This window comes from uncultured Methanobrevibacter sp. (assembly GCF_902788255.1).
GTDB lineage: Archaea > Methanobacteriota > Methanobacteria > Methanobacteriales > Methanobacteriaceae > Methanocatella.
The window spans coordinates 27,555-51,624 of record NZ_CADAJR010000012.1; the positions used below are offsets into that span (position 1 = coordinate 27,555).

A 24,070-nucleotide genomic window follows, 5' to 3' on the forward strand; every position below is an offset into this window, starting at 1 on the left:
CAAATGTTATTAAATTAGTTGGTTCTCATTTTCTAGTTTAATAACCGCATATGACTACTCTCTAGAAATTAAATATGTTTTATCATATTTAATTTCACCTATTCTACTATTTTTAAACTTAAAACTAAATTTTAGGCTCTAATTTTTTGATAAACAATCCCATAACTATCACAACCAAAGGGAAGAATATTACATAAATCAGATACAGCAGCTGTGAAGATATTATGTCTCCCATAACAGTTGATCCTGCCATCAGCATAATCAGGCTTATCACAGGAGCCAGGATTGCAATGAAAGTATAAATCAGGATAAATGAATTAAGTTTCTGGGAAAATTCCTTTAGCTTTATCTGCATGTCAAATGAAATGTCCTGCGCAATGATTTCAAGGCTTCCAGCAAGGTTTCCTCCAACCCTGAGGGTACCAACAATCTGATGGATTGACCTTGAAAGGCCATCTGATTTTACGCGATTTGCCATTTCAAGAAGGGCATCTTCGGTTGGCTTTCCGAACTTCACCTCCTCCAAAATCCGATTGAACTCCCGTGACAGGGAACCGTAGTTTGCGTTTCTGATTGTTATCATTGCGTCATGCAGACCCCTTCCTGCCTTAAGTTCAATGCTCATGTGCCTCAATGCATATGGAAGTTCCTGATTCAAATCCGAATATCCTTTCTGCTCTTTGATTTGAGGATAATAGATTAAAAAGATATAAATCATCAAAACAACCACAAGATAAATTGCGCTAATCTCAAGACTTGTGAAAATGGCGGTGATGACCAGCAATGCAAACAAAATTCCAATCACAGGTTTTTTTAAAAGATAATATAACAGACTGTCCCTGATTTCATCAAATCTTGTCTCGTGCTTTATTGGTTGGGTTTCAACATCAAGATTGAGTTTGGAAAATATTGTGGAGTCGATGCTTTTGCCTTCATCTTTTTTTCTTGAAAACGATAATGTCTGCAGGAATTTGACAACGGATAGCAGTATTCCTCCAATGAGGATAAAAAAATCATTAAACATCCGATCACCTGTTCATGATGATTCTGTTCAGGACCTTCTGGGGCTCCTTATGGTAAAGCTCTATGACGCTGTTTACCTCTTCGACAGAACGGATATCATGGTTTATCATATGCTTCAGGACAATTTTCCGGTTTTCGATTTCACTTAAAAGGTCAGGTATGGTCTTCCCGCTTAGTGATGCAATCTGCTGAAGGGTATGGCTTGTCACGCCCACATTGTCTATTGTGTCCCTTTCGGGATTCCATTGGAAGAGCTTGTTCAGCTGCACCGTGCCCTCTTCCATTCCCACAACCTCGACCACTTCGCTGATTCTTCGAAATGACATCCCTGATGGAGTGTAGATTCTATTCTGCATTATGATAAAATCAATTGCCTGAATCATTATTTCAGGAACGGACATCGGTTCATTGGTCAGTCTTGTTATTGTCTCTCTTGCATCATTTGAGTGGAGGGTTCCGAAACCTGAATGTCCCGTGTTCAGTGCGGTAAAAAGGGTGATGGCCTCACCGGCTCTCACTTCGCCAACTATTATCCTGTCCGGGCGCTGTCTCAGGGAATTTTTGACAAGGTCGTTCATTGTAAGCTCGCCCTTTCCCTCAACATTGGCGGGACGGGTTTCCATGCGGATGACATGCTCGTGTGGAATCTGCAGTTCCAGTGTGTCTTCTATGGTTATTATCCTCTCGTTTGGATTGATGAATGCGGAAAGTGCATTGAGTGTGGTGGTCTTTCCTGAACTTGTTCCTCCTGAGATGATGGCATTTGCCGATTTGACTCCAAGCCCGTCAATGCAAAGCCACAGAAACCCCGCCAGATCAAGTGATATTGTCCTTGAATTTATCAAGTCGATGATGGTTAGGGGGTCCCGCTTGAACTTGCGTATTGTCAGTGATGGTCCGTCAGCAGAAACTGGAGGTATTGTGGCGTTTATCCTTGATCCGTCAACCAGCCTTCCGTCCAAAATCGGAGACTCCTGGTCGATTCTTCTGTTGATTTGTCTGGCAATGGAGTCAATCAGGTCTCTTAGCTCCGTATCATTTTCAAATTGGAGATTGGTTTTCATCATTCCGTATTGCCTGTGATAGACGAATATCGGCTTTGAGGTTCCGATTATCATGATTTCTTCAAGTTCATCATCCTGGATGAGGGGGTCGATTTTACCGTATCCGATAATGTCCCTCAGGAACCTTCGAGACAAGTGGTCCAAATATTCATTTGAGATGTCATTATTTTGATTTTCTCCTGAAAGTCTTAAGAATAATAGGTTCTTTATGTCAGATAATAGTCTCTCTTCTGAAACCTGAAAGTTTTCGCCGGTTGATATAGCTATGTCAACAAGGTTTTCACGCATTTCTCCAAGAAGCATTTTCTCCTGGTGAGTATATTCACTTTTTCTTACATCATATTGTGGTATAATTTCATTTTTCATAATTTCACCAATGGCGATTTTAGTCATGATTACTAATTAGTAATACTAATTTATAAAGTTTTTATTACTTTTGAAAGCATTATTAGAAATAGAAAACAATATTGTATTGAATGAGTAATTTTGAGGTGATTTACTGTGGAAATTGAAGAAAAAATCAAATCACTTAATGAATGCGAAAAGTGCCAGGACGTACAGATAAAAAAATTTTCCCCTCTAAAAGACCTTATTGACTTTGAGGTTCTTGATGGGGATTACATGAAATGCGAATGTGGAAAAAGGCCGTTGGATATAGTGATGAGCCATATCCTGAAAATCATGATCGAATCCGAAATCGTAAAACCCGAAGCCACACTCAGGCGCAACTCTCCCGTGCCACTTTCAAACTTCTATTACAGTAATCTGAATCCGCAGTTCATCTCAGAAAAGACACTAATACTGCTTCACCCCGATTTCAATTCGGATGTTGCATCCAGGTTGATGGATGAGGTTCCCGAAGTTGCATGTGTATTGAAGGGGAGTCCTCAAAGTCTGGTCGGCCAGGCAGATAAGGATTCGGAGATAAATCACTTTGAGATTCTTGAAGGTGACGACACGCAGATAAACGTGATGAGAACACTGCTTCGGGAAAAGATAGTTCTTGTAAAAAGCCAGTCAAGACACCACATTGAGGTTGCAACCACAACCGAACAGAAGCTGGTTCAGCTGCACAATTACCTGAAAAACAATGACATAAAAAAGGGTGTTGCGCTTGATGCATTGTGCGGACTTGGAGCCATTGGAATATATCTTCTCAAATACGGCTTTGAAAAGGTAATGTTCAATGACATTAATCCGGAAATGGTTGAGGCATTGAAAAACAATCTCAAAATCAATGATCTTGATGGTGGATTTGAGATATTCAATGAATCATTTGAGGAGTTGGATGTGGGACATGTTGATTTGTGTATTATTGATGCGTTTCCGGGAAGGGATATAAGTGAAATAACTCAAAAAGCAGAAAAAATAGCAGATAATGTGCTCATTATCTAGCTATAATTTATTATTAAGTTTTAATATTATTTCAAACATTTTTTCAATATCTTCAGACATATTTTTTTCCACTACTTCAAATGAAGCAAAATGTTTGCGGTTAAGGTATTCTTGGGCGAAACTACGTCCCATGAATTCAATACCTTCAAAGTTCATAATGACTTTTGAAATATCTCTATCAATGTTTTTAAAGAGGGTTTCAATTTTTTGTCTTGATCCTAAATCAGTACCAATTTCCCTTTTTAGAAAAATTTCAATTTCACTCATAATATCAATTCATATTTTACTTGTTTTAAATATTTATAGATATCAATTTTTGAATTTAAATTCATTCTTAAACTCACCAGTGTTCCATCAATGCAGTCATTTGGAACTTCCCTTGCTATTATATTATCTTTAGTTAAATGGATTAAAGCACATCCAGAAACTATTAAAACTTCACCATTGCTGCCTGATGTAACAATATTTATGGTATTATTCAATCCAGTTCCTCTTTCAACATATCCTAATTCGTTTTTACTGGATAATCCATTTATAGCTTTAATAATTGCATCACAATCATTTTTAATGGGTGTGTTGAGTTTTTTTAATGATGCAGGTATTGTTATTCCGTCATCCAAAAATGAAAATTCATAGTAGTTGTTATCCAATTTGCCCATCACATAGGCATTTTCAAATTTTGAATGATCGTATACATTGGCTATTAATTCATGAAAAATAAATTTTAAAGTGTTGATGTTGTTTTTGTTAAGTTTTAATTCATCAATAATCTCATTAGAGATTTCTTCAGAATTATCATTACTTTTATTAATTTTTCTAATTGAATCTATATTATTAAAATTCATTTTTCTATTATAAATTAATGGTAAAATGATAGTTGGACTAAAATTGCCGATGTCCTTGGTTATTTCTTTGTTTTTCATATTTTCATATTCTTTAAATTTGTTTAATAATACTCTTTTCATATAATCACCTAAATAAACATTTGCATATAGATTACGATTGCTGGAATAATTAAAACGCCCATCAGATGGGATTTGCCGACTCCAATGTAGTGTGGAAGCATTCCCATTGCCGTTGAGGTGATGAGGGCCAGTGTCATGTAAAAAACCGGTGCCTTATAATAGAAGATGAATATGTAGAGTATTAGAATCTGAAGCAGTATGACTCCAATCGACAGTTTCTTGTAGTCCACACCACCCATAAGCCTTGAAAACGAATCGCCCAACTTCAAGGACAAAACCAGTGAAACCGAAACTGCAATCAGGGATGCAAAAATGAAAATCGCCAGATGGTTCAAACCCATCTCAAAAATCAGATAGGACATGTAAACCGCTATTCCGCTTCTGGGATTTCCGATGATGTAGATTGCAATCAGTGAAAAAAGACAGTCGGAAATGTTCAGTCCCGATGTTGCCAGAAGGAAATTCACGGTATCATCATCGTCATTATCGTTTGTTCCGCTCACTGCCTGGGCAATTACCGTTCCCTGTGCAGGTCCGAAACCTGGAAGAAAACCAAGTATCGCACCGGTGATTCCTCCGGCAAAGATGCTTTTGAACTTGCCGTAGTCGATATCAAGCTCATAGAATGGGTTCTGGTGAGGTATTGTCGAAGAGTCATTCAGGCTGAAAAGTATTGTGCTTATGCCGAAAAGCCCTGAAAAGGTGCACATCAGTGTTGTTCCGGAGGATATTGGTGTCTGGAATATGGCCCAACCCAGAAGTCCCGAAAGTACAAAAAGCAGCAGTGACCATAAAAAGTCCCTGAAGTTTCCGGTCAGCTTGTGTGTAAGGTAAACCGATGCGACAAGAAGTATAATCCATGTGAATGGTTTTGAGGCTTCATGCAGAAACGGCAGAGCTATTGCAAAGATTGGAAGCATCAAAATTGTAACTATGATTGCCCCGAATCCTCCGACGGACACGATTCTAATCACTTCCTTTGATCTGCCCTGCAAAACCATTCTGTGTCCCGGAAGGATTGATGTTGCGGTTCCCTCCTGAGGCACGCCCAAAAGCATTGAGGGCACAAATTCAATCAGTGCATGTGCAATGGACATCGAAACCATCAGCACACATAGAAATTCCGGTGAAACTATTGTCAAAAGAAACGTTGAAGATGCAAAGAGTATTGCTCCTGCGGTATTCACGTGTATGCCAGGTATCATGCCGGTTGTTGTTCCAATTAATATTCCTATAAAACAAGCTATAACTAATTCTATCATGAAATATTCATTAATTGAGGTATAATTTAAAGTTTATTTATTTTTAAAGTCAACATTGCTTTTGATTTGTTGAATTGAGATGCTATGGTAAAAATTTGCATTAAAAAATTTTAAATGTGAGTAAAATGTTATATATGATTATGTCTAATATTAAGCAGGTTGCGGTTATTCTGGTGGGATTGTTTGTGGCCATGCTCCTTATAGGTTTTTTCGTGGGCTCAGCAATCAACTTGCTTGTTCCTCCATCTGAGGCAAGCTATAGTGATGAGGTTGTCGAGGATATCGGTGGGGATAAGATGCTTACTGCCAAACTGTCCGGATGTGTCAAGGTCGGTGAGCAAAGCATTCCTGACGGAACTTTCAAAACCAATTTGGGTCAGAATTTGGGATGGAAGAATGCTAAAAATATCAGCTATGTCGACACTTCGGGCAATAAGGGTTACATGATCGTCTGGAAGGATTCTCCTGAAAATTATAATAGTATTTCAGGCAATGATGGTGTAAGCTACATCTCTGATTATCTCACTTCAATGAATGGCCTGTGCTTTTTGGTGCACTATCCGGAAAAGAATGCGGTTTACGGCATAATTCTCTCAACCGATGAAATCTCATATACAGAAGCTCAGCTTTTATATAAAATATTGGATTTGGATAAAAATGAGTTTACCTCAACATATTCTCAGACAAGTTCCACTTCTTCGCCGTCCTATTCTACTGGCGGTTCCAGTCACTATCATACCGTAGTGCCTGACAGGTATACATTGTCCAGAACAGATCCTGGGGCATATTACGACCATTATGAATATGGGGACAATTATGATATAGATGATTATCTTGAATCTGAAGGTTATGACTAGAATTTTTCACGGTTGAACTTCAATGATTTCATGGAAATCTTTGAAAGCAGTTCAAGGGTTTCGCTGCGGGTGATATTCAGTTCTTCACAAATCATATCATCCCATTCCTTTTCTTTTTTAATTAAAAACTCTGCTGTTGCATTGCCCTTTTTTGTTAAAGTGATTTTGTATGCTCTTTTGTTGTCGTTGTCAACTTCTCGTGTAATCAGTCCTTTTTCTTCAAATTCCTTAAACGCTCTTGAAACTCCACTTCTGTCCATAAAGCAGGCCTTTGCAATGTCGGACTGTGTGGTTCCCATTTCGTAATATAAAAACAGGAGCATGTAGTATTGGCTTGGTTGGATTTCTGTGCTGTTTTTGATGTGTTTATTTATGTAAAAATCATGTGTCTTGCTTAATGTAATCAAATGATTTACAAGGAAGGGTGAGTCTTTAATTATATCATCATATTCTATCATAAAATCACTTATATTATATTTAAATGTCAAGGGTTAAATAGTATTTGTAACAATTTAATAACATGAACAAAAAAATCGTCATCATATTAATATTATTGGGGGCTTTCCTGCTATTGCTGAGCCCGGTATCTGCAAAAGAAAAGGTGAAAGTAAAGATTTCAACCGATAAGTGGCTTAACGGTAAGGGAGTTATCATTATCAAGCTTGTTGACAGTAAAGGCAAGGAAATCAAAAGCAAAGGAACCCTTCACTATAAAATCACCGCTTCCAACGGGGACTATAAATGGGCCTATGCGCCATACAAGCATCTTCGCTTGAAATATGATCCTGGCACATATAGTGTTGAGGTAAAATTTGACGGTGACAGCAAATATAAATCCGCTTCAAAAACAAAGGATGTAACCGTAAAAACAATAAAATCAGGTTTTAATGCATATACCTATTATGATAATCATAATTGGGGTTTGAATCAGAAAATAGATGATTATATCGAAGATAACTATTGGGATGAAGAAATCTACGATGATGCCGCTACATATGACGGTGAAGGATATTAAAAAAATAATTGAGGTTGGTGTTTAATTATATGGAGGAGAGATTAAACACCAATTTTGACTGATTTTGGAAAATTTGGCAGATTAATTTTCCGTGTATTAAATTAAAAAATTGTGAAAAGTTAATTTAATACCTTTTTTTAGAGATTGTATTTAACTGTATAAGTGAAAATTTAGGTTTGCCTAAATTTATGTCACTTGTATTAAAGTATGTTCTCATAGTATATAAATGTTTCTAAATTTTTAGGCATACCTAAACTATCCGTATCCCAATAATTTTAAGAGAACATATAAAATAAGTATGACTATCAAAATGTAGATTGCAGATTTGTAGGATATGAATTTGGATTGCTTGAACTCGCTGTCCTTAACCTGTCCGGTTTTCATGATCCTTTCCTTTTCAAATGAGCATTTCTGATAGATTTTTTCCAGGTCATTCGGAAGCCTTCCATACTCGTTCAGCATGCTGATGGTCTTGTTCAAATGCTTTACCGCTTCCTGATCATCGCCCAGCTCGACACAGCAGAACGCAGCCTTGTAGTTGAAGTTGGTACGCAGTTCCAAATCCGGGTTGGCTCTTTTTTCATATTGGATGCATCTGTTGTATGCCTTAAGCGCATCCTTATATTCTCCAAGCTCATAGAGTGCATCGGCCTTTGCATTAAATCCTACTAGTGTGTCCTCATTTTCCAGGGATTTGTTCAGATAGTCGATGGCGTCCCGGTTTTTGCCTTCCTTTTGAAGCATCTGGCCTTTGTATAGGAGCAGTTTTTCATCGATTCCGTACTGATTTTCGTACTTGTTTAGATTGATCAGGGCATCATGATACTGCTTTGCCTGAATCTGCAGTTCGATTTTACCCATCAGCACCTCATTTTTCTTGATTCTTGGCTTTTCGATTTTTGAATAGGAACTGTATTTTTCATAGGCCTTGTCCATGTAGTCCATTGCCTCATCAATGTGGCCCTTGTTGAACCTTGACAGTGCCTTGTCTGAAATGACATTAATGGATCTAGGTTGCTTTTCGAGATATTTGTCAAAGTATCTTTCACCGTAGTCTCCGTTGTCATGGCTTTCGTCATAGTATTGGTAATACATTCCCTTCTCTTCAAGTGCAAGCAGAAAATCTTCATCAATAAGCAAGTCCAAAATACTAAGATATTCATCAATATCGTCTTTTCCGTGCCTTTTTCTTGCTAATTTAAGTGCTTCATCATAATTTTTGCTTGAAATATACTGTTTTGCCTGTTCGACAGCATCGCTCATTATATCGACCCTTTTTGAAAATAACAATTAATCTTTATTATTTTTAATTATATATTTAATTATATAAGTAATTTTGGTATGCCTAAATCATATATATAAATAATATGAGGATAATAGAATTATTAGAGGAATTTAATTTTTTTTGAATACTAAATTTAATTGATGAGCTACGTTGGAATCGTTATGGAAAAGTTGATTGTAGGTTTGGCAGGAAATCCGAATGTGGGTAAGACCACTGTTTTTAATCTTTTGACAGGTATGCATCAGCATGTGGGCAATTGGCCTGGAAAGACAGTTGAAAGGGCAGAAGGTCATTTTGTGCATGGAAATTATGAGTATAATCTTATTGACTTGCCGGGAAATTATGCATTGAGTGCCCACACAATCGAGGAGATTGTTTCAAGGGATTTTATTGTTGATGACAATTCGGATGTTATAGTTAATGTTGTTGATGCGGCCAATCTTGAACGTAATTTGTACCTGACAGTTCAGATGATGGAGCTGGGTGCAAACTTGATATTGGCACTTAACATGAACGATTTTGCCAAGAAAAGGGAACACTTCATTAACATTGACTTGATGAGTGAACTGCTTGGTTTTCCAATCATTGAAATCAATGCCAAAACTGGTGACGGAATTGAAGAGCTGCTGACAACCGTTGAACATCAGGCAGCAAATCCTATCGATTCCAGTTTAAAGCTGGCATATGGTGCCGAGCTAAAAGAGCATTTGGATGATATGCAGAAACTAATTGAAAAGGATGAGAATCTGCTGGATGTGCCTTCAATATGGACTGCAATCAAGTTGCTTGAAAAGGACAGCATTGTAATAAAAAAGGTCCAGAATTCCAAGAACAGTTCTGAAATTTTCATTGAAACAGACAAGGTGTCAAAGCATCTTCACGATATCTACAAGGAAAGTGCCGAAGAGGTTATTGCAAATGCAAGATATGCCTTCATCGGAGGTTTGATGGCCGAGGCTGTTGAAAGACCTGCCGTTGAAAAGGAAACCATGAGTGATAAGATAGACAAGATTGTCACCAACAGAATTTTGGCGATTCCTATTTTCATTGTACTCATGTATCTGATGTTTGAAGTAACCTATGTCCTGGGGGACCCTTTTGAAGCGTTGATTGCTCAATTTTTCAAGTTTCTTTCAGGGGAGGTTGCTGTATATATAGCCAATCCATATCTCAAATCATTCATTTGTGATGCGGTCATCGGTGGAGTAGGTGGGGTCTTGACATATCTGCCTGTAATCGTGATAATATTTTTATTCTTAAGCATTCTGGAAGACTGCGGTTATCTTGCAAGGGCCGCATTTACATTGGATATTATAATGCACAAGCTGGTTGGGCTTCACGGTAAGGCATTCATCCCCATGGTTTTGGGATTCGGTTGTGGGGTGCCTGCCATCATGGCAACAAGGACCCTGGAGAATGAAAAAGACCGTATGCTTGCGATGATGCTTGTTCCGTTCATGTCATGTACTGCAAGGCTGCCTATTTATGCAGTGTTTATTGCGGCGTTTTTTAATGAACACAATGGAATTGTGCTGCTGTCAATGTATGTGTTGGGTATTGTTGTAGCGCTTATTGTTGCCGCTATCCTGAAAAGGACAATGTTTAAGGGGCTGTCCACTCCATTTGTAATGGAACTTCCAACATACAAGATACCTTCAGTTAAGGGTGTATTGCTGCATACATGGGAAAAATCAAAAGGATTCCTGAAAAAGGCAGGTACACTGATCTTTGTATGTTCCGTGGTATTGTGGGTTTTAAGCATTTTCCCATTGGGTGTAAAATATGCCTCTGCCGACAGTCTGTTGGGTCAGATCGGAAGCGTTATTGCCCCTATTTTTGCTCCGTTAGGATTTGGAACATGGCAAGCGGCTGTTGCAATCATTTCAGGTTTGGCTGCCAAGGAAGTTGTTGTGGCTACTTTCGGAACTCTTTCAGGCATCAGCGGTGATGACAATGAAGGAATTACAAGAATAGTTCAGGATACTTTCACACCACTTTCAGCATATTCATTCATGGCATTCACATTGCTGTATGTGCCATGTATAGGTACAATTGGGGCTATCAAGCAGGAAACCAATGGATACAGATGGGCCTTAATCATGTGTGCAATTACTATAACAACCGCATACATCGTTTCATTCCTGATTTATAATGTGGGTCTGTTAGTTGGGTTTGTGTAGGTTTCAATTCAATGTTTTTGTAGTAATTTTTTTTAATTTTTAAATTGTTTTTGGCATACCTAAATATTTATATGTAATAAAATACAATGTAATATTGTTTAGGCAAACCTAATTTTTTTGAATTAGGACTTAAACTAAAAAATTTTTTAGTAAATAATAACATTTTTTTCAAAGATGTTATCAAAATGGGAGAATGGTTAATGACAGAATTAATTGTAGGATTAGCAGGTAATCCTAACGTGGGTAAAACCACCGTTTTTAATCGATTAACTGGTATGCGCCAACATGTAGGTAACTGGCCTGGAAAAACTGTCGAAAGGGCAGAAGGTCATTTCAAGCATGGAAGCTATGACTATGATGTTATTGATTTACCAGGTAATTATGCATTAAGTGCTCATTCCATGGAAGAAATCGTATCAAGGGATTTCATTGTGGATGATGACTCTGATGTAATTATTAACGTGGTTGATGCTGCTAATTTAGAAAGAAACTTATATTTAACAGTACAAATGATGGAATTAGGAGCCAATCTTGTAATGGCTCTTAACATGAACGATTTTGCTAAGAAAAAGGACCACATCATCAATATTAAATTGATGAGTGAACTATTAGGTTTTCCGGTAGTTGAAGTAAACGCTAAAACCGGTGACGGATTTGATGAATTGCTGACAACCGTTGAAAAACAGGCAGCAAAACCGATTGATTCTAGCGCAAAGTTATCATACGGGGATGAATTGAGGGGACATTTGGTTCCTATTCAAGAATTAATCGAGCAAGACAGTTCATTAATGGATGTTCCTTCAGTTTGGACTGCAGTAAAACTATTAGAGAAAGATTCAATCGTAATCGACAAGGTTCAACAGTCAAGCAAAAGTTCTCAGATTATGGTTGAAGTTGACAAAGTGGCAAGTCACCTTCATGACGTATATAAGGAAGGTGCAGAAGAAGTTGTTGCAAATGCAAGATATGCATTTATCGGGGGCTTAATGGCAGAGGCTGTCAAAAGACCTTCCGTTGAAAAAGAGTCAACAACTGATAAAATCGATAAAATAGTAACCAATAGAATTTTAGCACCAATAATATTTGTTGTAATTATTTTCTTGTTGTTCCATTTAACATTTACCATTTCTACTCCATTCTGTGATGCAATCGATGAAGGATTTGCAATGTTGGCAGGATATATGGAAACCGTTATCTCTGATCCAACTTTATTATCCTTTGTAAATGACGGTATCATCGGGGGTGTAGGTGGAGTACTTGTATTCTTGCCTCAAATTATTATCATGTTCTTGTTATTAAGTATTTTAGAAGACAGCGGATACTTAGCAAGAGCAGCATTCACATTAGATATGGTTATGCACAAACTTGTGGGTCTTCACGGTAAAGCATTCATTCCTATGATTTTAGGATTCGGTTGTGGTGTACCTGCAATTATGGCAACAAGAACAATGGAAAACGAATCAGACCGTATTCTTGCAATGATGCTTATTCCGTTCATGTCATGTACTGCAAGAATGCCTATCTACGCAATGTTCACCGCAGCATTTTTCGGAGCAATTCCGGTATTTGCTTTAGGACCATTTGTAGTGACTCAACAATCCCTTATTGTAACTTCAATGTATCTTATCGGTATTGTTGTGGCATTGATTGTAGCAGCTATCCTTAAAAGAACACTCTTCAAAGGAATGTCCGCTCCGTTTGTTATGGAACTTCCAACATATAAAGTCCCATCCGTAAAAGGTGTGCTCTTACACACTTGGGAGAAAACCAAAGGGTTCCTCAGAAAAGCAGGTACCATCATTTTAGGTTCAACAATTGTAATCTGGATTTTAAGTACCCTGCCGTTCGGTGTTGAATACGGATCTGCAGACAGTATATTAGGTATGATCGGTTCAGTAATTGCACCAATCTTTACTCCAATGGGTTACGGAACCTGGCAAGCTGGTATTGCAATCATTACAGGTTTAGTAGCTAAAGAAGTTGTAGTATCTACATTCGGAACATTATCCGGTGTTGAAGAGGATGATGAAGCTGGAATGACTGCAATGGTTAAAGACTTGTTCACTCCATTGTCTTCATTCGCATTCATGGTGTTCACATTATTATACATACCATGTTTCGCTGCTATCGGTGCAATCAGACAGGAAACCAATGGTTTCAAATGGCCATTAATAATGTCCGGTATCACTTTGGTAACTGCATACATTGTATCCTTCTTAGTATACAATATCGGTTTATTAGCTGGTTTCGGATAAATATGAAAATTCAATGATGATTAGATTTAATCTAATTATCATCAAATTTTTTAGTCATGACTAAATATTTATATATTACATACAACAAAGTTTAGTATACCTAAAAAATTATTTTTTCAGAGAGGATGAAATAATGTCAAAAACTTTAAGAGATGCAAAACCAGGAGAAACAGTCACTATCGTTAAGTATCACGACACTGGGGATGCTGGTTTAAAAAGACACTTATTAGGTATGGGTTTTGTTAAAGGTGCAGAGCTTAAAATCAAAAAGGTTGCAACTTTAGGTGATCCTATCGAGTTAAGTGTAAAAGGATACGATATTTGTCTTCGTAAAGAAGAAGCTGAAAATATTGAAGTGGAATAAACTTCAATGTTTTTATTATTTTTTTTAACTATTTTTTAAGGGTGTTTATCATGAAATGTCGTATGTGCGGTTTCGAATTTGATGAGAATGATTTGGAAAACCGTGGATGTTCTAGCTGTGGAAAACACAGTAACTGCAATCAGATTCACTGTCCAAACTGTGGATTTGCAAACTCTCCAGAACTAAATCAGGAATTCGAGTTTATCGTAAAACTCAAAGATAAAATTAAAAACAGAAAAAAAGCTACAAATTAAATATTTTTAGCTTTTAATATTTCTTGAACCGTTTCTTCGATACTTAATTTTTCAGTATCAACATTTAATCCGTTTTCTTTTAGCTTATAAAGTATTTCAGTTGTAACCGGGGCTTTTAGATGAGCTTTTTTTAACAGTTCCTTATCGGAAAATATCTGATGCTTGTCCCCTTCTGCAATAATCTCACCATTGTAGAGGACAAATATCTTGTCTGCAAACTCATTGACCATTTCAATGTCATGTGATGAGATGACTATGCTTATTCCTTCTTCATTCAGTTTATTTAAAATGTCCAATACCTTATCGACACCTTCAGGGTCAAGTCCCGCAGTAGGTTCGTCAAGAATCATTATTTCAGGTCTCATAGCCACAATGCCTGCAATGGCAACTCTTTTCTGCTGGCCGCCACTTAGGTGGTGTGGAGTCTTATCCTCAAACCCGCTCATACCAACCATTTCCAGTGATTCGACAATCCTTTTTTTGACTTCATCATAATCAAGACCCAAATTCATAGGTCCGAATGCCACATCTTCCTTTACTGTCGGTGCAAACAGCTGGTCATTTGGATCCTGGAATACGATACCTACCTTCTGTCTGACTTTAAGCAGTTCATCCCTTTCAAAGACAATTTCCTCACCGTCTATCTCAACATGTCCTGATGTGGGTTCGCTCAATCCGTTGAAATGTGAAAACAGTGTGGATTTTCCGGCACCATTCGGTCCCATAATGGCTATCTTTTCGCCTTTCCTGATTTTAATGTTGACATTTTTTAAAGCTTGAGTTCCATCTGGATATGTAAATGATAAGTTTTTTGTCTCTAAATGAATTTGTTCCATTATTCCACCTAATTAATTGATAATTTCTGTCCGAAGTAACCTAACTGTCCGGAGTATTTGAATATGATGATTTCAATTATTATGACTATTATGATTATTGCCAATAAGAACATATAATCGCTTCTTTCGGGAGATTTCTTTTCATCAAACATTTCAGAGGCATCCGAAAAACCACGACTCACCATACTTTTGTGAACCCTTTCACCTTGTTCATATGCCTTTAAAAACATCATTCCTATGGTGTAGCCCACCTGTTTGACTCTCCATTTGTAGGGAGTGTTTTTCGCGTGGATGCTGAAGTTTCTTGATTTTTGACTTTTGCGGATTGCAGCAAGTTCATCAACAAACAGAAAGAGGAAGCGGACCATGATTGAAAGAATCATTGCCAAATCTCTCGGCATCTTAAGTTTTCTAAAGGAACTGGCCATTTCCTGCAGAGGAGTGGTTGATGAGTAGATGATTATCGCAGTCAAGGTGGTTATCATACGCACCAATAACAGCACCGCCCAGTTCAGTCCGACATCAGTGACGGTAAGCCATGAGTAACTCCAGATAACATTTCCCGGCTGTATGAATGGCTGAAAAATTATGATCGCTCCACCGAATGGAAGCAGCATCAAAAGTCTCTTAAAAGAATCAATATAGGATAATTTTGCCATTTTCAGAATAACAAGCAATACTATTTCTAAAACAAGGGGTATGAAAATTTCCTGTGAAACAACACAAACTATGATTATAAAAATGGTGGAAATGAGTTTTATTCTCCCTTCCAAATCATGAATTGGGCTATTCTGTGACGCTAAGTCATCAAATCTTATAATCTGTGTTATGTCAGGCATGATTATTCACTATTATAATATTAAAAATTAGTCATATATTATTATTTGGTTATGTCAATTTTAGTCAATTTCAATTACTTTTTAAAAAAAAGGGAATAAAGAAATTAAATAAAACTTATTTAATTTCTGTTTCTTACGACCTCTGCAACCGCATATCCTAAAACTAAGGTTACTATTGTACCTATTACCAAGGCCACAATTTGCAACATTTGGTTATCAGGATTACTTGCAAATGCATAATCGGGGAATATTGCTCCAGGTATTCCTTTGATTTCTTCTACTGAGAAATCTTCCGGAAGTCCGGAGTCCTCTGCAGATTTTTCTAATCCGTCTGGGTCACCAGATGCAATGTATGGTGAAAGCACACAGATTATTACACAGATTACTACTGCAATACCAATTAACATTAAATCTTTTTGTTCCATTTTATGCGTCCCCCTTGTTCCATGCAAGTAGATCTGGTCTGAATTTGTCTAATGCCACAAGAACAATCACAGTTAATACTGCTTCGATTATTCCAATAAAGAAGTGGTATAATACCATTGATGGAATACCGATGTTTATTGGGAATGTTCCTGCGATACCCATTTCGATTGCACAGGCTAATGCCGCAATGACGGTTGCAAGCCATGCTGCAACACCTGCTGCAGGGTATTTTCCTATAATTCCGTTCAATCCTTTGAAGGTGTATAATCCAACGAAACCTCCAACGATTGCCATGTTCAATACATTTGCTCCTAAAGCAGTGATTCCTCCGTCTCCAAAGATTAGTGCCTGGATTAGAAGTACTACTGTAAATACAAGTACTGCAGCTTCAGGTGCTAAAAATACTATTGCAACTAAAGCTCCACCAACCATGTGTCCACTGGTACCGAATGGAATAGGCATATTCATAGACATGATTGCAAAGATACCTGCTGCGAGAACTGCTAAAAGAGGTATACGTTTTTCATCTAAATTGGATCTTGCCCATCTTACTGAGAAGTATAATGCAACAATCAATATTACATAGTATACTAGACATTGTGCAATAGGTATAAATCCGTCAGGTATATGCAAATTTATTCCTCCATTTTTTCAGTAATACTTTTTACCATATTTTCAGTAAAATAGTATTACTAGAAATGTAATATATTTTAATTATTTTCTTAATATCAAGTGTATTGGGAGTTTTATTAAGTTTAATGGTTAATAAACTCATTATTGCTCTTGACATTTAATATGTTAATTTAATTTCAGTATATAAAGATTATTAAAGTAATACTTTTTTGTATTATTTTTAAAGTTAAGTAATACGTTAAGTAATATTTTTTGAGTGTTATTTTTGAAATTAGTATTACTATTTGCAAAATGAGCGTCTGATGCAGGTAAAATAGATAAAAATAGCTATTGCAAAATAAATCAATACCTGAATGTCTAAGATTCCGGTTTCAATTCCTAAAATGGTGTAGGTTAACAATAATGCATATAATCCAATGTAAAAATAGTTTTTGGTGATTTGAACTATTTTAAATCCGATTCCCAAAATGAATCCAAGAAGCATCATCCCGACAAAAACTCCTACCTTTCCAAAGTCCACAACCATCTGCCCGATAAGTGTCGGGGTCACGGTCACTTCTGTTCTCCATGCTATGAGTTTTCCAACCATCATCCTCGGTCCCAGGTCGCTTCCCGGAATTGAGCTGGCAAGCATGTGTCCGTGTGTAAGGCCGAAGTTTCCTCCAATGAAATCGAGAAGGTTCAAAACATGCAGTGTAAAGTCCGCTCTGGACTGAAGTGTGTAGAATGGGCTTGTTGATGAGGTGATTGTCATCTCTCCTAATGAACGAAAATAACCAATTCCTACTATCGCACCTATACCAATTAGTGCACCAACTATAACTTCCCATAGAGAAACAATATTTCCATAGAAACCTATAATAATTATGATGAGAAATGCTGCAAGTAGTGGTGTCCTATAGCCTAGAAGCAATAAAAATGCACAGTCAATTGCAAGCAAAAATATGAATCTGAATCTCACCTGTGAACGGGTGATTTTTGAGTCGTTGAAATCCTTTAGATATGCACTTGCAACCAGACATGTTCCAGGTATGATGAGAAATACCGGCATTGTAAGGATAGGTTTTAGCAGGTATCTGATTGAAGGCTTTATGAGAGGAATTCCTCCAACTGAAGCAACGCTTATGAAGAAAAACACGATACTTACCAAAATAAGGCAAAAACCAATTGAGTAAATGTCCTTTCTTTGGAATTGGATAATATTTTTCAAATCATTTTTTAAAATGTATCTTGGAAGCAGTGCAGATCCGATAAAAAAACCGGCAAACGCCAGAATCAGTGTAATCACCAGACTGGTGGATGGTGCACTCATTGATAAAATCAGAAACAGTGCAAATAAAAAAAGCACAATCAACGGATTGAAGATGTGATTTTTCAGGATTATGCTTTTGTTAAAAAATCCTAAAAAATTCTCGCTTGGATAGAACCTTTTGAAATAGCTGCTGGTCCATTGCTTTTCAATAAATTCTAGAATTGTAAAAATAAATGTAAATAAAAAGGATTTATGAATCTCGTCACTAATCCTATTTATTATTGAAGTTAAGGTAGAGTAAATAACGCTCATTGTCTACACAACTAAAAGGTTCTCATGTTTTTAACATCAAAGTTTTTGTTAATTTCATTGATCTGGCTTTCGGTTGCATCATAAAGTCTTATTGTGATTTCGTATGATGCCGCATCAATGTTTCCTAAAATTGCATCCGCATCCTCAAGGTTTTGTTTTGTTGCCTTTTTAATGGCCAATTCATTGTCATAGTCACTTGATTTGATGGATTCCCTCTTGGAGTCAGTTACAATTTTGCTGGAAATTTTTTGCAAGTCTTTGGAGCTAAGTGAATCAACGGATAATGTTGTTGTGATTTCATAGTTTCCGTCATCCGGAAGCTTGCTTGTCAAATCCTTAATGGAGGTTATCTCCACCGGTTTGACTTTGAATTCATATAAATTCTTATATTTTTCACCATTGCTTTCCAAACTGATGTGGTCAATGTAGATGTCAGCGTTTGGAACTGTTCTGTACAATCCAACCAGATATGTCTTGTTGTTAGAATCAATCAACAGTTTGACTCCGTTTCCGCCGTTGTCATCTTCCCAGACGACTGTACCGTTTAATGTTGTTCTGTTTCCATCGGTTGCATTGTATCCTTCAACATTGGCTTTTATAATATAACCGTCTTTATAGTATTTGAGGTAAGTGTCAGGTATTTTATTGACAGTTGATTCATCAAAAGCAGTTTTTTTAAGGTCGGATGAATCATCGGTAGTGATATGAATAAATGCAAAAATGACTGCACATATCACCAATATAATTATTATGTAATCAATTATTGTGAATTTCAATTTCATAAAAGATCCTATTCTTCATATAATGCGCCAACTGGACAAACGTCAACGCATTCGCCGCAATTGTTGCATTTGCTTTCATCGATAATGATTGTGTATGCTCTTCTTTGAATTGCTTCTTCTAAACATACATCAATACAATCTTCGCAAACTCCACATTCTTCCATATCTACTTTCAATTGATACACCATTAAAATTTTATTATGATTTAATTTAACTTTCTCAATGTTTATATAGTTTGTTGAAAATAATTTTTTGGCATTCCTAAAGTTTTTAATATTATAATTGACAAAAACTTTAGTAGGTGTAATAAATGATATTTAACAAGGGTATTTCAATAATATTGTCCGTTTTATTTTTCATGTTTTTAATGTTATTGTTCTCATCAGTTTCAGCCTTATTTTTAAATGGTGGATTATTGCCTTTTGTAGGCGTTTTCATGTTTGTAATATTCTATTTCATTACAAGGGCATTTTATTGCTATCTTAGAAATGATGATAAATACAAGAACAACCGTCAGATTTCCAGTGATATGCCTGGTGAAAAATATTTTACTAAAGGCGAATCCGACATTAAGAAAGTATTCATTGTTGTTTGGGTAATTGTGATTTTAATATTGACTTCCGTTTCATTATGGTTATATTCTTTTAATAATGGTTTGGTTTAAATTTGATAAAAATTTTCAAAAAACCAAAACATTTATATAGTATACATGCACATATTAGTTATTATATGCATGGGTGCCCGAGCGGCCAAAGGGGAAGGACTTAAGATCCTTTGGCATAGGCCTTCGAGGGTTCGAATCCCTTCCCATGCACTACTTATATTTTTTCCGATAATTTCGCCTTAGTGGCTCAGGTGGTAGAGCGCTACCTTGGTAAGGTAGAAGTCGGGGGTTCGAATCCCCCCTAAGGCTTTCAAAACTATTTTTTTTAAGGATATTTGCATTTTACATGAGTATTCTTTCTAATTTTTTTCCAATCAAAAGTTTTAAATACTGCTAACTACCTTAAAGTTTAAATTGTTATAAATTAAAAATATTATAAATAAAATTTTTAAGGTGAAAAAATTGAATCATAAAAAGATAATACTCGTAGGTTTCATATCTGCTTTTGTGGCAGTGTTGACATCAATCTTAGGAGTTGCCGGTACAATCATCGGTTCTGTTATCAGTTCTGTATTGTACAACATGCTTACTGAAGCTTTATCCAACCCTGTTTCTGAAGCAAAGTTCAGTAAAAGTTTTGAATGGGAAATCGCATATATATTTCCATTGGTTGTTATAGGCTTAATTCAATTATTATTAATTTTCGCTTTATTATCTCAATGGGGAATTTTACCTCAAACATTCCTTAATGCATTCCTGTCCCTACAGAATTTGGCAAATAACAGTTTATACAGGATTTTAGGAGTAGCAATGATTATTATCAGCGTATATCCTCTGCTTTTAAATCCGGATATAATTAAAAAATCACACGGTGCAATCATTGCATTCGTTGGATTAATATTCCTGGCAAGGGGTTTTGTAGATGCGGGAAATGTCATAACCAATATCTATGACGGAGTATTTGCCAGGTTTGACTTTCCAATTGCAGTTATTGCATTGATATTGATTGTCTTTGTGATATATAAAATATTGGTGTCTGCCAGGGACACTGAAAAAGAATCCAAAATGTTCTCGCATAAAGTTAATCAGGGAAATTTCTCCAAATCCAATGCCAGAAAAGTTCATCACTCTCCAAAACATGATGACTTTGCATATGAGAAAAAAAGAAAAGGTATTCGTGTAAGAAATCACAAACCGATAAATCAGCTAAGACATGAGGATAAGGTTCAATTTGAAAATCATTTAAGTGAAGAAAAACCTCAAACCGGTATTAACAGGTCTTCAAGCAATATCCAATTTGAATCTAATGATCTTTTGGATGACTATAAGAAATAGTGAGTTAAATGAGCAAACGTGATAAGACATTAAAGGAAATTCTGGATTTGATTTTATATGAAAATCCATCCACCCAGGATGAAATAGCCGAAAAATTAGGAATCACACGCAGATATGTCACTCAACTGTTGCAGCCCCTTGTCAAGGAGGGCACAGTCAAAAGAGCATACATGATTGATTTGAAAAGCTATCAGAATGCGGTAGAATCTGTTGGGGATTATGTCAATACCAAAAATTCTCCTGGCAATGTTTTAATCAATGATATGTTGGCCAATATGGCAAGACATGTCCACTCACAGCTTGAAATGTCCTTTGATGCTGTTTTGGAATATGATGAGGATAAGGCAAGCAAGGCGTTGGAGATGGACTTTGCCACAAACAATATGGTTGAAAAAATCAGAACCTCCGTTGAAACCATTGTCAGCATCAATCAGCATTCCGAAATTTCAAAATCAATTCTTTACAATGAGATTGCATATGACCTGGAGCGTATTGGGGACTACTGCGGTCATATTGCAAAATTTGTAATCAATGATGTTTATGAGATTGATGACAACATATTGAAAAAATTGAAAAAGATGTATAAGACTGCACAATCCATGATTAGTATTGCCATGAAGGCATTTATTGAAGGCAAAACCGAGCTGAAAGATGATGTTATGGATTTGGCGGATACAATTCATATAATGCAATCCAAGGCAATAAATTTGATTGCAACTCAAATGGCTGAAAGTACCTTTGATGAAAAAGAGCGTTCAAATTATTTTATTTACTTATTCAGGCTGGTGAAGGCTTTTAAAAGAATAGGTGACATTTCTGTGGAAATGGTTGATGTTGCAGTGGAATTCCACGACAATATTCCAAGACCAACCACTCCAAGAACATTCAGATAATCTATTCGTCGTAGATTCTTGTTGTCGCATGCCTGTCTGCCCAGCATTGGATGCAGACACCTATTGGCAATCCTGCGGTATGTGTATGGGCCTTCAGGATTTTAACGTCAAGTGTTGTTGTTTTTCCACCGAGTCCCATAGGTCCGATTCCTGAAGCGTTGATTTCTTCAAGTATCTCTTCTTCGAGTTTGGCTATTTGTGGGTCAGGGTTTCTTTCACCAACTTTGCCGAGCAACGCTTTTTTACCTAATTTTAGACACAGGTCTGATGTTCCTCCGATTCCGACACCCACTACGGTTGGAGGGCATGGTTTTCCTTTTGCTTTAAGAACTGATTCCACTACAAATTCCTTTATTCCTTCAATTCCTTCGGCAGGCAATGCCATTTTTAGGGCGTTGTTGTTTTCTGAACCGAATCCTTTCGGTAAAATTGTTATTTCAAGGTAGTCTTCGTCTATCAGTTCAATGTCGATTGGTGGAATGTAATCTCCAACGTTTATGTTGGTGTTTTCACGTGTTAGGGGATCTACAATGTTTGGTCTGATTGGCACGTCTGTTGTGGCTTTTTTTATTCCTTCCTCTATTCCTTCACGCAGATTTTCAACCTCAACATTTCCCAATTTTACAAAAACAACGGGCAGGCCTGTATCCTGACACATTGGAATGCCTTTTTCTTCGGCAAGTTCAATATTTTTTAATATGGCTTCAATATTTAGCCTTGCAAGTTCATGTTCTTCTATTTTTAATGCGTCTTCAAGTGATTTTTTTACATCATCACCAAGAACGATAACTGCCTGCTTGTAAAGTTCATAAACACTTTCTTTAATAACATCTTTAGTAATCAAAATAAAACCCTTATAAAATTAATTATTGTTATTTTTGGTTTTTGAAATATTTATATTTTGATAATGTTGTGGGGGCAGGCATCGACACAGTCTCTGCAGAGATTGCATTTTTCGCTGTTGATAATGATGGCTCCGCCTAAAACCTCAATGGCATTTTCCTTGCAGACTTTTAGACATGGTGCATCTGATGGTTCACAGTTCATACAAAATAAGGTTGGAGTGTCAACATTTGGTGTTTGTTGACAACTTCCACAGGTTGTACATGTAGTACAGTTTCCTGAATTAAACATAATTTTTTATTCTTCTAGCACAAGTCTTGCTCTTGCTTGACTTGTCAGTACATGGACAAAGCCGCCTTTTTTCTTGTCAGGTTCATATAATCCTGCCATTTTGGAAAGATATTTTTCCTGATTTTTGGATTTGACTTTAGCAGGATCAAGAATACTGATAGCTCTTTTGGTACAGGCTTTGATACATGCAGGTCCTTCTTCTCTATCAGCACAGAGGTCACATTTTTCAGCAATGTTTGCATCAAATGTCATTGCACCAAACGGACAAACCATAACACAGAGTCCACATCCGATACATTTGGAGGTGTCCACTCCCTCATCGGTTATGGCTTCTGTTGGACAGATTGTAATACATGGTGCACTTTCACAGTGTTGACATACAATGGAATAAAAGGAAGAATGATATTCTACGATTTTTATTCTACTGGATCTATGAACAGATGCGCACATGTTTTCACAGTTCATACATCCGTCACATAAATTACTGTTAACAGAAATTTTTTCCATTGTATCACCTTATAAACCTAATTCTTCACACTCTGCATCTACATATTTTTGGATTTTTTCAATGAGTTCATCATCTAAGTGTCTGAATCTTTTTTGTGGTGCGAGATATTCTTTTACAGGTTTTCTTTCTTCAGGCCTGTAAGTGATTTCGAATTTACCGTTTACGATTTCATATAAAATCCAAGATCCAGTTTCTACAGCTAATCTACCCATTTCAATAGTTTTTTCAGAAGGATATCCCCAACCGGTAGTACATGGTTGTTGTAAGTGGATATATGCAGGGCCTTTGGTTTCTGCAGCTTTTTTAACTTTGTTCACGTAATCTTCAGGATATGCGATTGAAGCGGTAGCGACATAAGGTATTCCGTGGGCAGCCATAATCATAGGCATGTTTTTCTTAGGTTTGTCTTCCCCGAAGCTTCCGCTTCCTTTTGGTGAGGTAGTTGTGGTTGCACCAAATGGAGTTGCTCCACTTCTTTGGATACCTGTGTTCATGTAAGCTTCGTTATCGTAACAGATGTAGGTCATGTTGTGTCCTCTTTCCATAGCTCCGGATAAGGATTGTAAACCGATATCTACAGTTCCTCCGTCACCACCG

At 36.8% G+C, this 24,070-nt stretch carries 28 protein-coding genes and 2 tRNA genes; 12 read left to right on the forward strand and 18 right to left on the reverse strand.

Annotated features, from left to right (window positions below; genetic code table 11):
• Positions 1 to 124 precede the first annotated feature (124 nt).
• Positions 125 to 1,024, reverse strand: coding sequence for a type II secretion system F family protein (locus QZV03_RS04330; protein ID WP_296874474.1), 900 nt, complete (start codon positions 1,022 to 1,024; stop codon positions 125 to 127).
• A 4-nt stretch (positions 1,025 to 1,028) separates the two neighbouring features.
• Positions 1,029 to 2,480, reverse strand: coding sequence for a CpaF family protein (locus QZV03_RS04335; protein ID WP_296874475.1), 1,452 nt, complete (start codon positions 2,478 to 2,480; stop codon positions 1,029 to 1,031).
• A 108-nt stretch (positions 2,481 to 2,588) separates the two neighbouring features.
• Between QZV03_RS04335 and QZV03_RS04340 the strand changes: the two genes are divergently transcribed.
• The gene (locus QZV03_RS04340; RefSeq protein WP_296874476.1) at positions 2,589 to 3,482 is read left to right on the forward strand and encodes a methyltransferase; all 894 of its coding nucleotides are present in this window, start codon (positions 2,589 to 2,591) and stop codon (positions 3,480 to 3,482) included.
• On the opposite strand, the gene QZV03_RS04345 is transcribed toward QZV03_RS04340, so the two are convergent.
• From QZV03_RS04345 to QZV03_RS04355, 3 genes are read right to left on the reverse strand one after another with little or no spacing between them, the layout of a single operon-like run.
• Entirely contained in the window at positions 3,483 to 3,749 is a 267-nt protein-coding gene (locus QZV03_RS04345; protein WP_296874477.1) for a hypothetical protein, read from the reverse strand.
• The gene (locus tag QZV03_RS04350; RefSeq protein ID WP_296874478.1) at positions 3,746 to 4,447 is read right to left on the reverse strand and encodes a hypothetical protein; all 702 of its coding nucleotides are present in this window, start codon (positions 4,445 to 4,447) and stop codon (positions 3,746 to 3,748) included. Before QZV03_RS04350 ends, QZV03_RS04345 begins: the two co-directional genes overlap by 4 nt.
• An 8-nt stretch (positions 4,448 to 4,455) precedes the next feature.
• A complete protein-coding gene (locus QZV03_RS04355; RefSeq protein WP_296874479.1) occupies positions 4,456 to 5,709 on the reverse strand; it encodes a tripartite tricarboxylate transporter permease in 1,254 nt (417 codons plus the stop codon).
• A gap of 140 nt (positions 5,710 to 5,849) precedes the next feature.
• Here QZV03_RS04355 and QZV03_RS04360 point away from each other — a divergent pair, with 140 nt between their 5' ends.
• Positions 5,850 to 6,566 (forward strand): hypothetical protein, encoded by a 717-nt coding sequence (locus QZV03_RS04360; RefSeq protein WP_296874480.1) that lies wholly within the window; start codon positions 5,850 to 5,852, stop codon positions 6,564 to 6,566.
• Here the strand turns inward: QZV03_RS04360 and QZV03_RS04365 are convergent.
• Positions 6,563 to 7,024 (reverse strand): MarR family winged helix-turn-helix transcriptional regulator, encoded by a 462-nt coding sequence (locus QZV03_RS04365; protein WP_296874481.1) that lies wholly within the window; start codon positions 7,022 to 7,024, stop codon positions 6,563 to 6,565. The genes QZV03_RS04360 and QZV03_RS04365 overlap by 4 nt on opposite strands.
• Before the next feature lie 62 nt (positions 7,025 to 7,086).
• Between QZV03_RS04365 and QZV03_RS04370 the strand changes: the two genes are divergently transcribed.
• On the forward strand, positions 7,087 to 7,581 hold the full coding sequence (locus QZV03_RS04370) for a hypothetical protein (RefSeq protein ID WP_296874482.1): 495 nt from the start codon (positions 7,087 to 7,089) through the stop codon (positions 7,579 to 7,581).
• 255 nt (positions 7,582 to 7,836) lie between these two features.
• Here QZV03_RS04370 and QZV03_RS04375 read toward each other — a convergent pair whose 3' ends face one another.
• Positions 7,837 to 8,844: a lipopolysaccharide assembly protein LapB gene (locus QZV03_RS04375; RefSeq protein ID WP_296874483.1), complete on the reverse strand. Its 1,008-nt coding sequence runs from the start codon at positions 8,842 to 8,844 to the stop codon at positions 7,837 to 7,839.
• Between the two features lie 183 nt (positions 8,845 to 9,027).
• Here QZV03_RS04375 and feoB (QZV03_RS04380) point away from each other — a divergent pair, with 183 nt between their 5' ends.
• The 4 genes from feoB (QZV03_RS04380) to QZV03_RS04395 all read left to right on the forward strand — a co-directional run bounded on the left by feoB (QZV03_RS04380) (position 9,028) and on the right by QZV03_RS04395 (position 13,919).
• The gene (gene feoB, locus QZV03_RS04380) at positions 9,028 to 11,046 is read left to right on the forward strand and encodes a ferrous iron transport protein B (protein WP_342764224.1); all 2,019 of its coding nucleotides are present in this window, start codon (positions 9,028 to 9,030) and stop codon (positions 11,044 to 11,046) included.
• Between the two features lie 200 nt (positions 11,047 to 11,246).
• On the forward strand, positions 11,247 to 13,301 hold the full coding sequence (feoB, locus tag QZV03_RS04385) for a ferrous iron transport protein B (RefSeq protein WP_296874485.1): 2,055 nt from the start codon (positions 11,247 to 11,249) through the stop codon (positions 13,299 to 13,301).
• Between the two features lie 133 nt (positions 13,302 to 13,434).
• Complete coding sequence (locus QZV03_RS04390) at positions 13,435 to 13,665, forward strand: FeoA family protein (protein WP_296874486.1); 231 nt, start codon at positions 13,435 to 13,437, stop codon at positions 13,663 to 13,665.
• Positions 13,666 to 13,715: 50 nt separating this feature from the next.
• The gene (locus tag QZV03_RS04395) at positions 13,716 to 13,919 is read left to right on the forward strand and encodes a hypothetical protein (RefSeq protein ID WP_296874487.1); all 204 of its coding nucleotides are present in this window, start codon (positions 13,716 to 13,718) and stop codon (positions 13,917 to 13,919) included.
• Here QZV03_RS04395 and QZV03_RS04400 read toward each other — a convergent pair.
• The 7 genes from QZV03_RS04400 to QZV03_RS04430 form a co-directional block, all read right to left on the reverse strand.
• Positions 13,916 to 14,755 (reverse strand): ATP-binding cassette domain-containing protein, encoded by an 840-nt coding sequence (locus tag QZV03_RS04400; protein ID WP_296874488.1) that lies wholly within the window; start codon positions 14,753 to 14,755, stop codon positions 13,916 to 13,918. The two genes, QZV03_RS04395 and QZV03_RS04400, sit on opposite strands and share 4 nt — an antisense overlap.
• A gap of 8 nt (positions 14,756 to 14,763) precedes the next feature.
• A complete protein-coding gene (gene cbiQ / locus QZV03_RS04405) occupies positions 14,764 to 15,594 on the reverse strand; it encodes a cobalt ECF transporter T component CbiQ (RefSeq protein WP_296874489.1) in 831 nt (276 codons plus the stop codon).
• Between the two features lie 119 nt (positions 15,595 to 15,713).
• The gene (locus QZV03_RS04410) at positions 15,714 to 16,019 is read right to left on the reverse strand and encodes a PDGLE domain-containing protein (RefSeq protein ID WP_296874490.1); all 306 of its coding nucleotides are present in this window, start codon (positions 16,017 to 16,019) and stop codon (positions 15,714 to 15,716) included.
• 1 nt (position 16,020) lies between these two features.
• Positions 16,021 to 16,653 carry a cobalt transporter CbiM gene (gene cbiM, locus QZV03_RS04415; RefSeq protein WP_296874491.1) on the reverse strand — a complete coding sequence of 211 codons (633 nt, stop codon included), beginning with the start codon at positions 16,651 to 16,653 and terminating at the stop codon, positions 16,021 to 16,023.
• Positions 16,654 to 16,933: 280 nt separating this feature from the next.
• Entirely contained in the window at positions 16,934 to 18,217 is a 1,284-nt protein-coding gene (locus QZV03_RS04420; RefSeq protein ID WP_296874492.1) for an oligosaccharide repeat unit polymerase family protein, read from the reverse strand.
• Positions 18,218 to 18,228: 11 nt separating this feature from the next.
• Positions 18,229 to 18,999 (reverse strand): TrmB family transcriptional regulator sugar-binding domain-containing protein, encoded by a 771-nt coding sequence (locus QZV03_RS04425; RefSeq protein ID WP_296874493.1) that lies wholly within the window; start codon positions 18,997 to 18,999, stop codon positions 18,229 to 18,231.
• 8 nt (positions 19,000 to 19,007) lie between these two features.
• Positions 19,008 to 19,175: a 4Fe-4S binding protein gene (locus QZV03_RS04430; protein ID WP_342764223.1), complete on the reverse strand. Its 168-nt coding sequence runs from the start codon at positions 19,173 to 19,175 to the stop codon at positions 19,008 to 19,010.
• Positions 19,176 to 19,309: 134 nt separating this feature from the next.
• Here QZV03_RS04430 and QZV03_RS04435 point away from each other — a divergent pair, with 134 nt between their 5' ends.
• The 5 genes from QZV03_RS04435 (at position 19,310) to QZV03_RS04455 (ending at position 21,831) form a co-directional block, all read left to right on the forward strand.
• Positions 19,310 to 19,663 (forward strand): hypothetical protein, encoded by a 354-nt coding sequence (locus tag QZV03_RS04435; protein WP_296874494.1) that lies wholly within the window; start codon positions 19,310 to 19,312, stop codon positions 19,661 to 19,663.
• A gap of 67 nt (positions 19,664 to 19,730) precedes the next feature.
• A tRNA-Leu gene (locus QZV03_RS04440) sits at positions 19,731 to 19,813 on the forward strand.
• A gap of 26 nt (positions 19,814 to 19,839) precedes the next feature.
• A tRNA-Thr gene (locus tag QZV03_RS04445) sits at positions 19,840 to 19,912 on the forward strand.
• Between the two features lie 144 nt (positions 19,913 to 20,056).
• The gene (locus tag QZV03_RS04450) at positions 20,057 to 20,938 is read left to right on the forward strand and encodes a hypothetical protein (RefSeq protein WP_296874495.1); all 882 of its coding nucleotides are present in this window, start codon (positions 20,057 to 20,059) and stop codon (positions 20,936 to 20,938) included.
• Between the two features lie 8 nt (positions 20,939 to 20,946).
• Positions 20,947 to 21,831: a phosphate uptake regulator PhoU gene (locus tag QZV03_RS04455; protein ID WP_296874496.1), complete on the forward strand. Its 885-nt coding sequence runs from the start codon at positions 20,947 to 20,949 to the stop codon at positions 21,829 to 21,831.
• Between the two features lies 1 nt (position 21,832).
• On the opposite strand, the gene QZV03_RS04460 is transcribed toward QZV03_RS04455, so the two are convergent.
• The 4 genes from QZV03_RS04460 to QZV03_RS04475 form a co-directional block, all read right to left on the reverse strand.
• Positions 21,833 to 22,675: a fumarate hydratase gene (locus QZV03_RS04460; protein ID WP_296874497.1), complete on the reverse strand. Its 843-nt coding sequence runs from the start codon at positions 22,673 to 22,675 to the stop codon at positions 21,833 to 21,835.
• Positions 22,676 to 22,725: 50 nt separating this feature from the next.
• Positions 22,726 to 22,965 (reverse strand): 4Fe-4S binding protein, encoded by a 240-nt coding sequence (locus tag QZV03_RS04465; RefSeq protein WP_296874498.1) that lies wholly within the window; start codon positions 22,963 to 22,965, stop codon positions 22,726 to 22,728.
• A gap of 6 nt (positions 22,966 to 22,971) precedes the next feature.
• Positions 22,972 to 23,472, reverse strand: a complete 501-nt coding sequence (locus tag QZV03_RS04470) for a 4Fe-4S dicluster domain-containing protein (RefSeq protein ID WP_296874499.1) — start codon at positions 23,470 to 23,472, stop codon at positions 22,972 to 22,974.
• A 9-nt stretch (positions 23,473 to 23,481) separates the two neighbouring features.
• The coding region (locus QZV03_RS04475; protein WP_296874500.1) for a thiamine pyrophosphate-dependent enzyme at positions 23,482 to 24,070 on the reverse strand (589 nt) is incomplete at its 5' end.

Bases quoted from the DNA above. Each gene is read 5' to 3' on its own strand.
- QZV03_RS04425 (WP_296874493.1), bottom strand. From the start codon at position 18,999: ATGAAATTGAAATTCACAATAATTGATTACATAATAATTATATTGGTG.
- QZV03_RS04390 (WP_296874486.1), top strand. From the start codon at position 13,435: ATGTCAAAAACTTTAAGAGATGCAAAACCAGGAGAAACAGTCACTATC.
- QZV03_RS04465 (WP_296874498.1), bottom strand. From the start codon at position 22,965: ATGTTTAATTCAGGAAACTGTACTACATGTACAACCTGTGGAAGTTGT.
- feoB (WP_342764224.1), top strand. From the start codon at position 9,028: ATGGAAAAGTTGATTGTAGGTTTGGCAGGAAATCCGAATGTGGGTAAG.
- QZV03_RS04470 (WP_296874499.1), bottom strand. From the start codon at position 23,472: ATGGAAAAAATTTCTGTTAACAGTAATTTATGTGACGGATGTATGAAC.
- QZV03_RS04370 (WP_296874482.1), top strand. From the start codon at position 7,087: ATGAACAAAAAAATCGTCATCATATTAATATTATTGGGGGCTTTCCTG.
- QZV03_RS04435 (WP_296874494.1), top strand. From the start codon at position 19,310: ATGATATTTAACAAGGGTATTTCAATAATATTGTCCGTTTTATTTTTC.
- feoB (WP_296874485.1), top strand. From the start codon at position 11,247: ATGACAGAATTAATTGTAGGATTAGCAGGTAATCCTAACGTGGGTAAA.
- QZV03_RS04355 (WP_296874479.1), bottom strand. From the start codon at position 5,709: ATGATAGAATTAGTTATAGCTTGTTTTATAGGAATATTAATTGGAACA.
- QZV03_RS04345 (WP_296874477.1), bottom strand. From the start codon at position 3,749: ATGAGTGAAATTGAAATTTTTCTAAAAAGGGAAATTGGTACTGATTTA.
- QZV03_RS04375 (WP_296874483.1), bottom strand. From the start codon at position 8,844: ATGAGCGATGCTGTCGAACAGGCAAAACAGTATATTTCAAGCAAAAAT.
- QZV03_RS04350 (WP_296874478.1), bottom strand. From the start codon at position 4,447: ATGAAAAGAGTATTATTAAACAAATTTAAAGAATATGAAAATATGAAA.
- cbiQ (WP_296874489.1), bottom strand. From the start codon at position 15,594: ATGCCTGACATAACACAGATTATAAGATTTGATGACTTAGCGTCACAG.
- QZV03_RS04455 (WP_296874496.1), top strand. From the start codon at position 20,947: ATGAGCAAACGTGATAAGACATTAAAGGAAATTCTGGATTTGATTTTA.
- QZV03_RS04330 (WP_296874474.1), bottom strand. From the start codon at position 1,024: ATGTTTAATGATTTTTTTATCCTCATTGGAGGAATACTGCTATCCGTT.
- QZV03_RS04365 (WP_296874481.1), bottom strand. From the start codon at position 7,024: ATGATAGAATATGATGATATAATTAAAGACTCACCCTTCCTTGTAAAT.
- QZV03_RS04360 (WP_296874480.1), top strand. From the start codon at position 5,850: ATGTCTAATATTAAGCAGGTTGCGGTTATTCTGGTGGGATTGTTTGTG.
- QZV03_RS04395 (WP_296874487.1), top strand. From the start codon at position 13,716: ATGAAATGTCGTATGTGCGGTTTCGAATTTGATGAGAATGATTTGGAA.
- QZV03_RS04410 (WP_296874490.1), bottom strand. From the start codon at position 16,019: ATGGAACAAAAAGATTTAATGTTAATTGGTATTGCAGTAGTAATCTGT.
- QZV03_RS04400 (WP_296874488.1), bottom strand. From the start codon at position 14,755: ATGGAACAAATTCATTTAGAGACAAAAAACTTATCATTTACATATCCA.
- QZV03_RS04335 (WP_296874475.1), bottom strand. From the start codon at position 2,480: ATGACTAAAATCGCCATTGGTGAAATTATGAAAAATGAAATTATACCA.
- QZV03_RS04420 (WP_296874492.1), bottom strand. From the start codon at position 18,217: ATGAGCGTTATTTACTCTACCTTAACTTCAATAATAAATAGGATTAGT.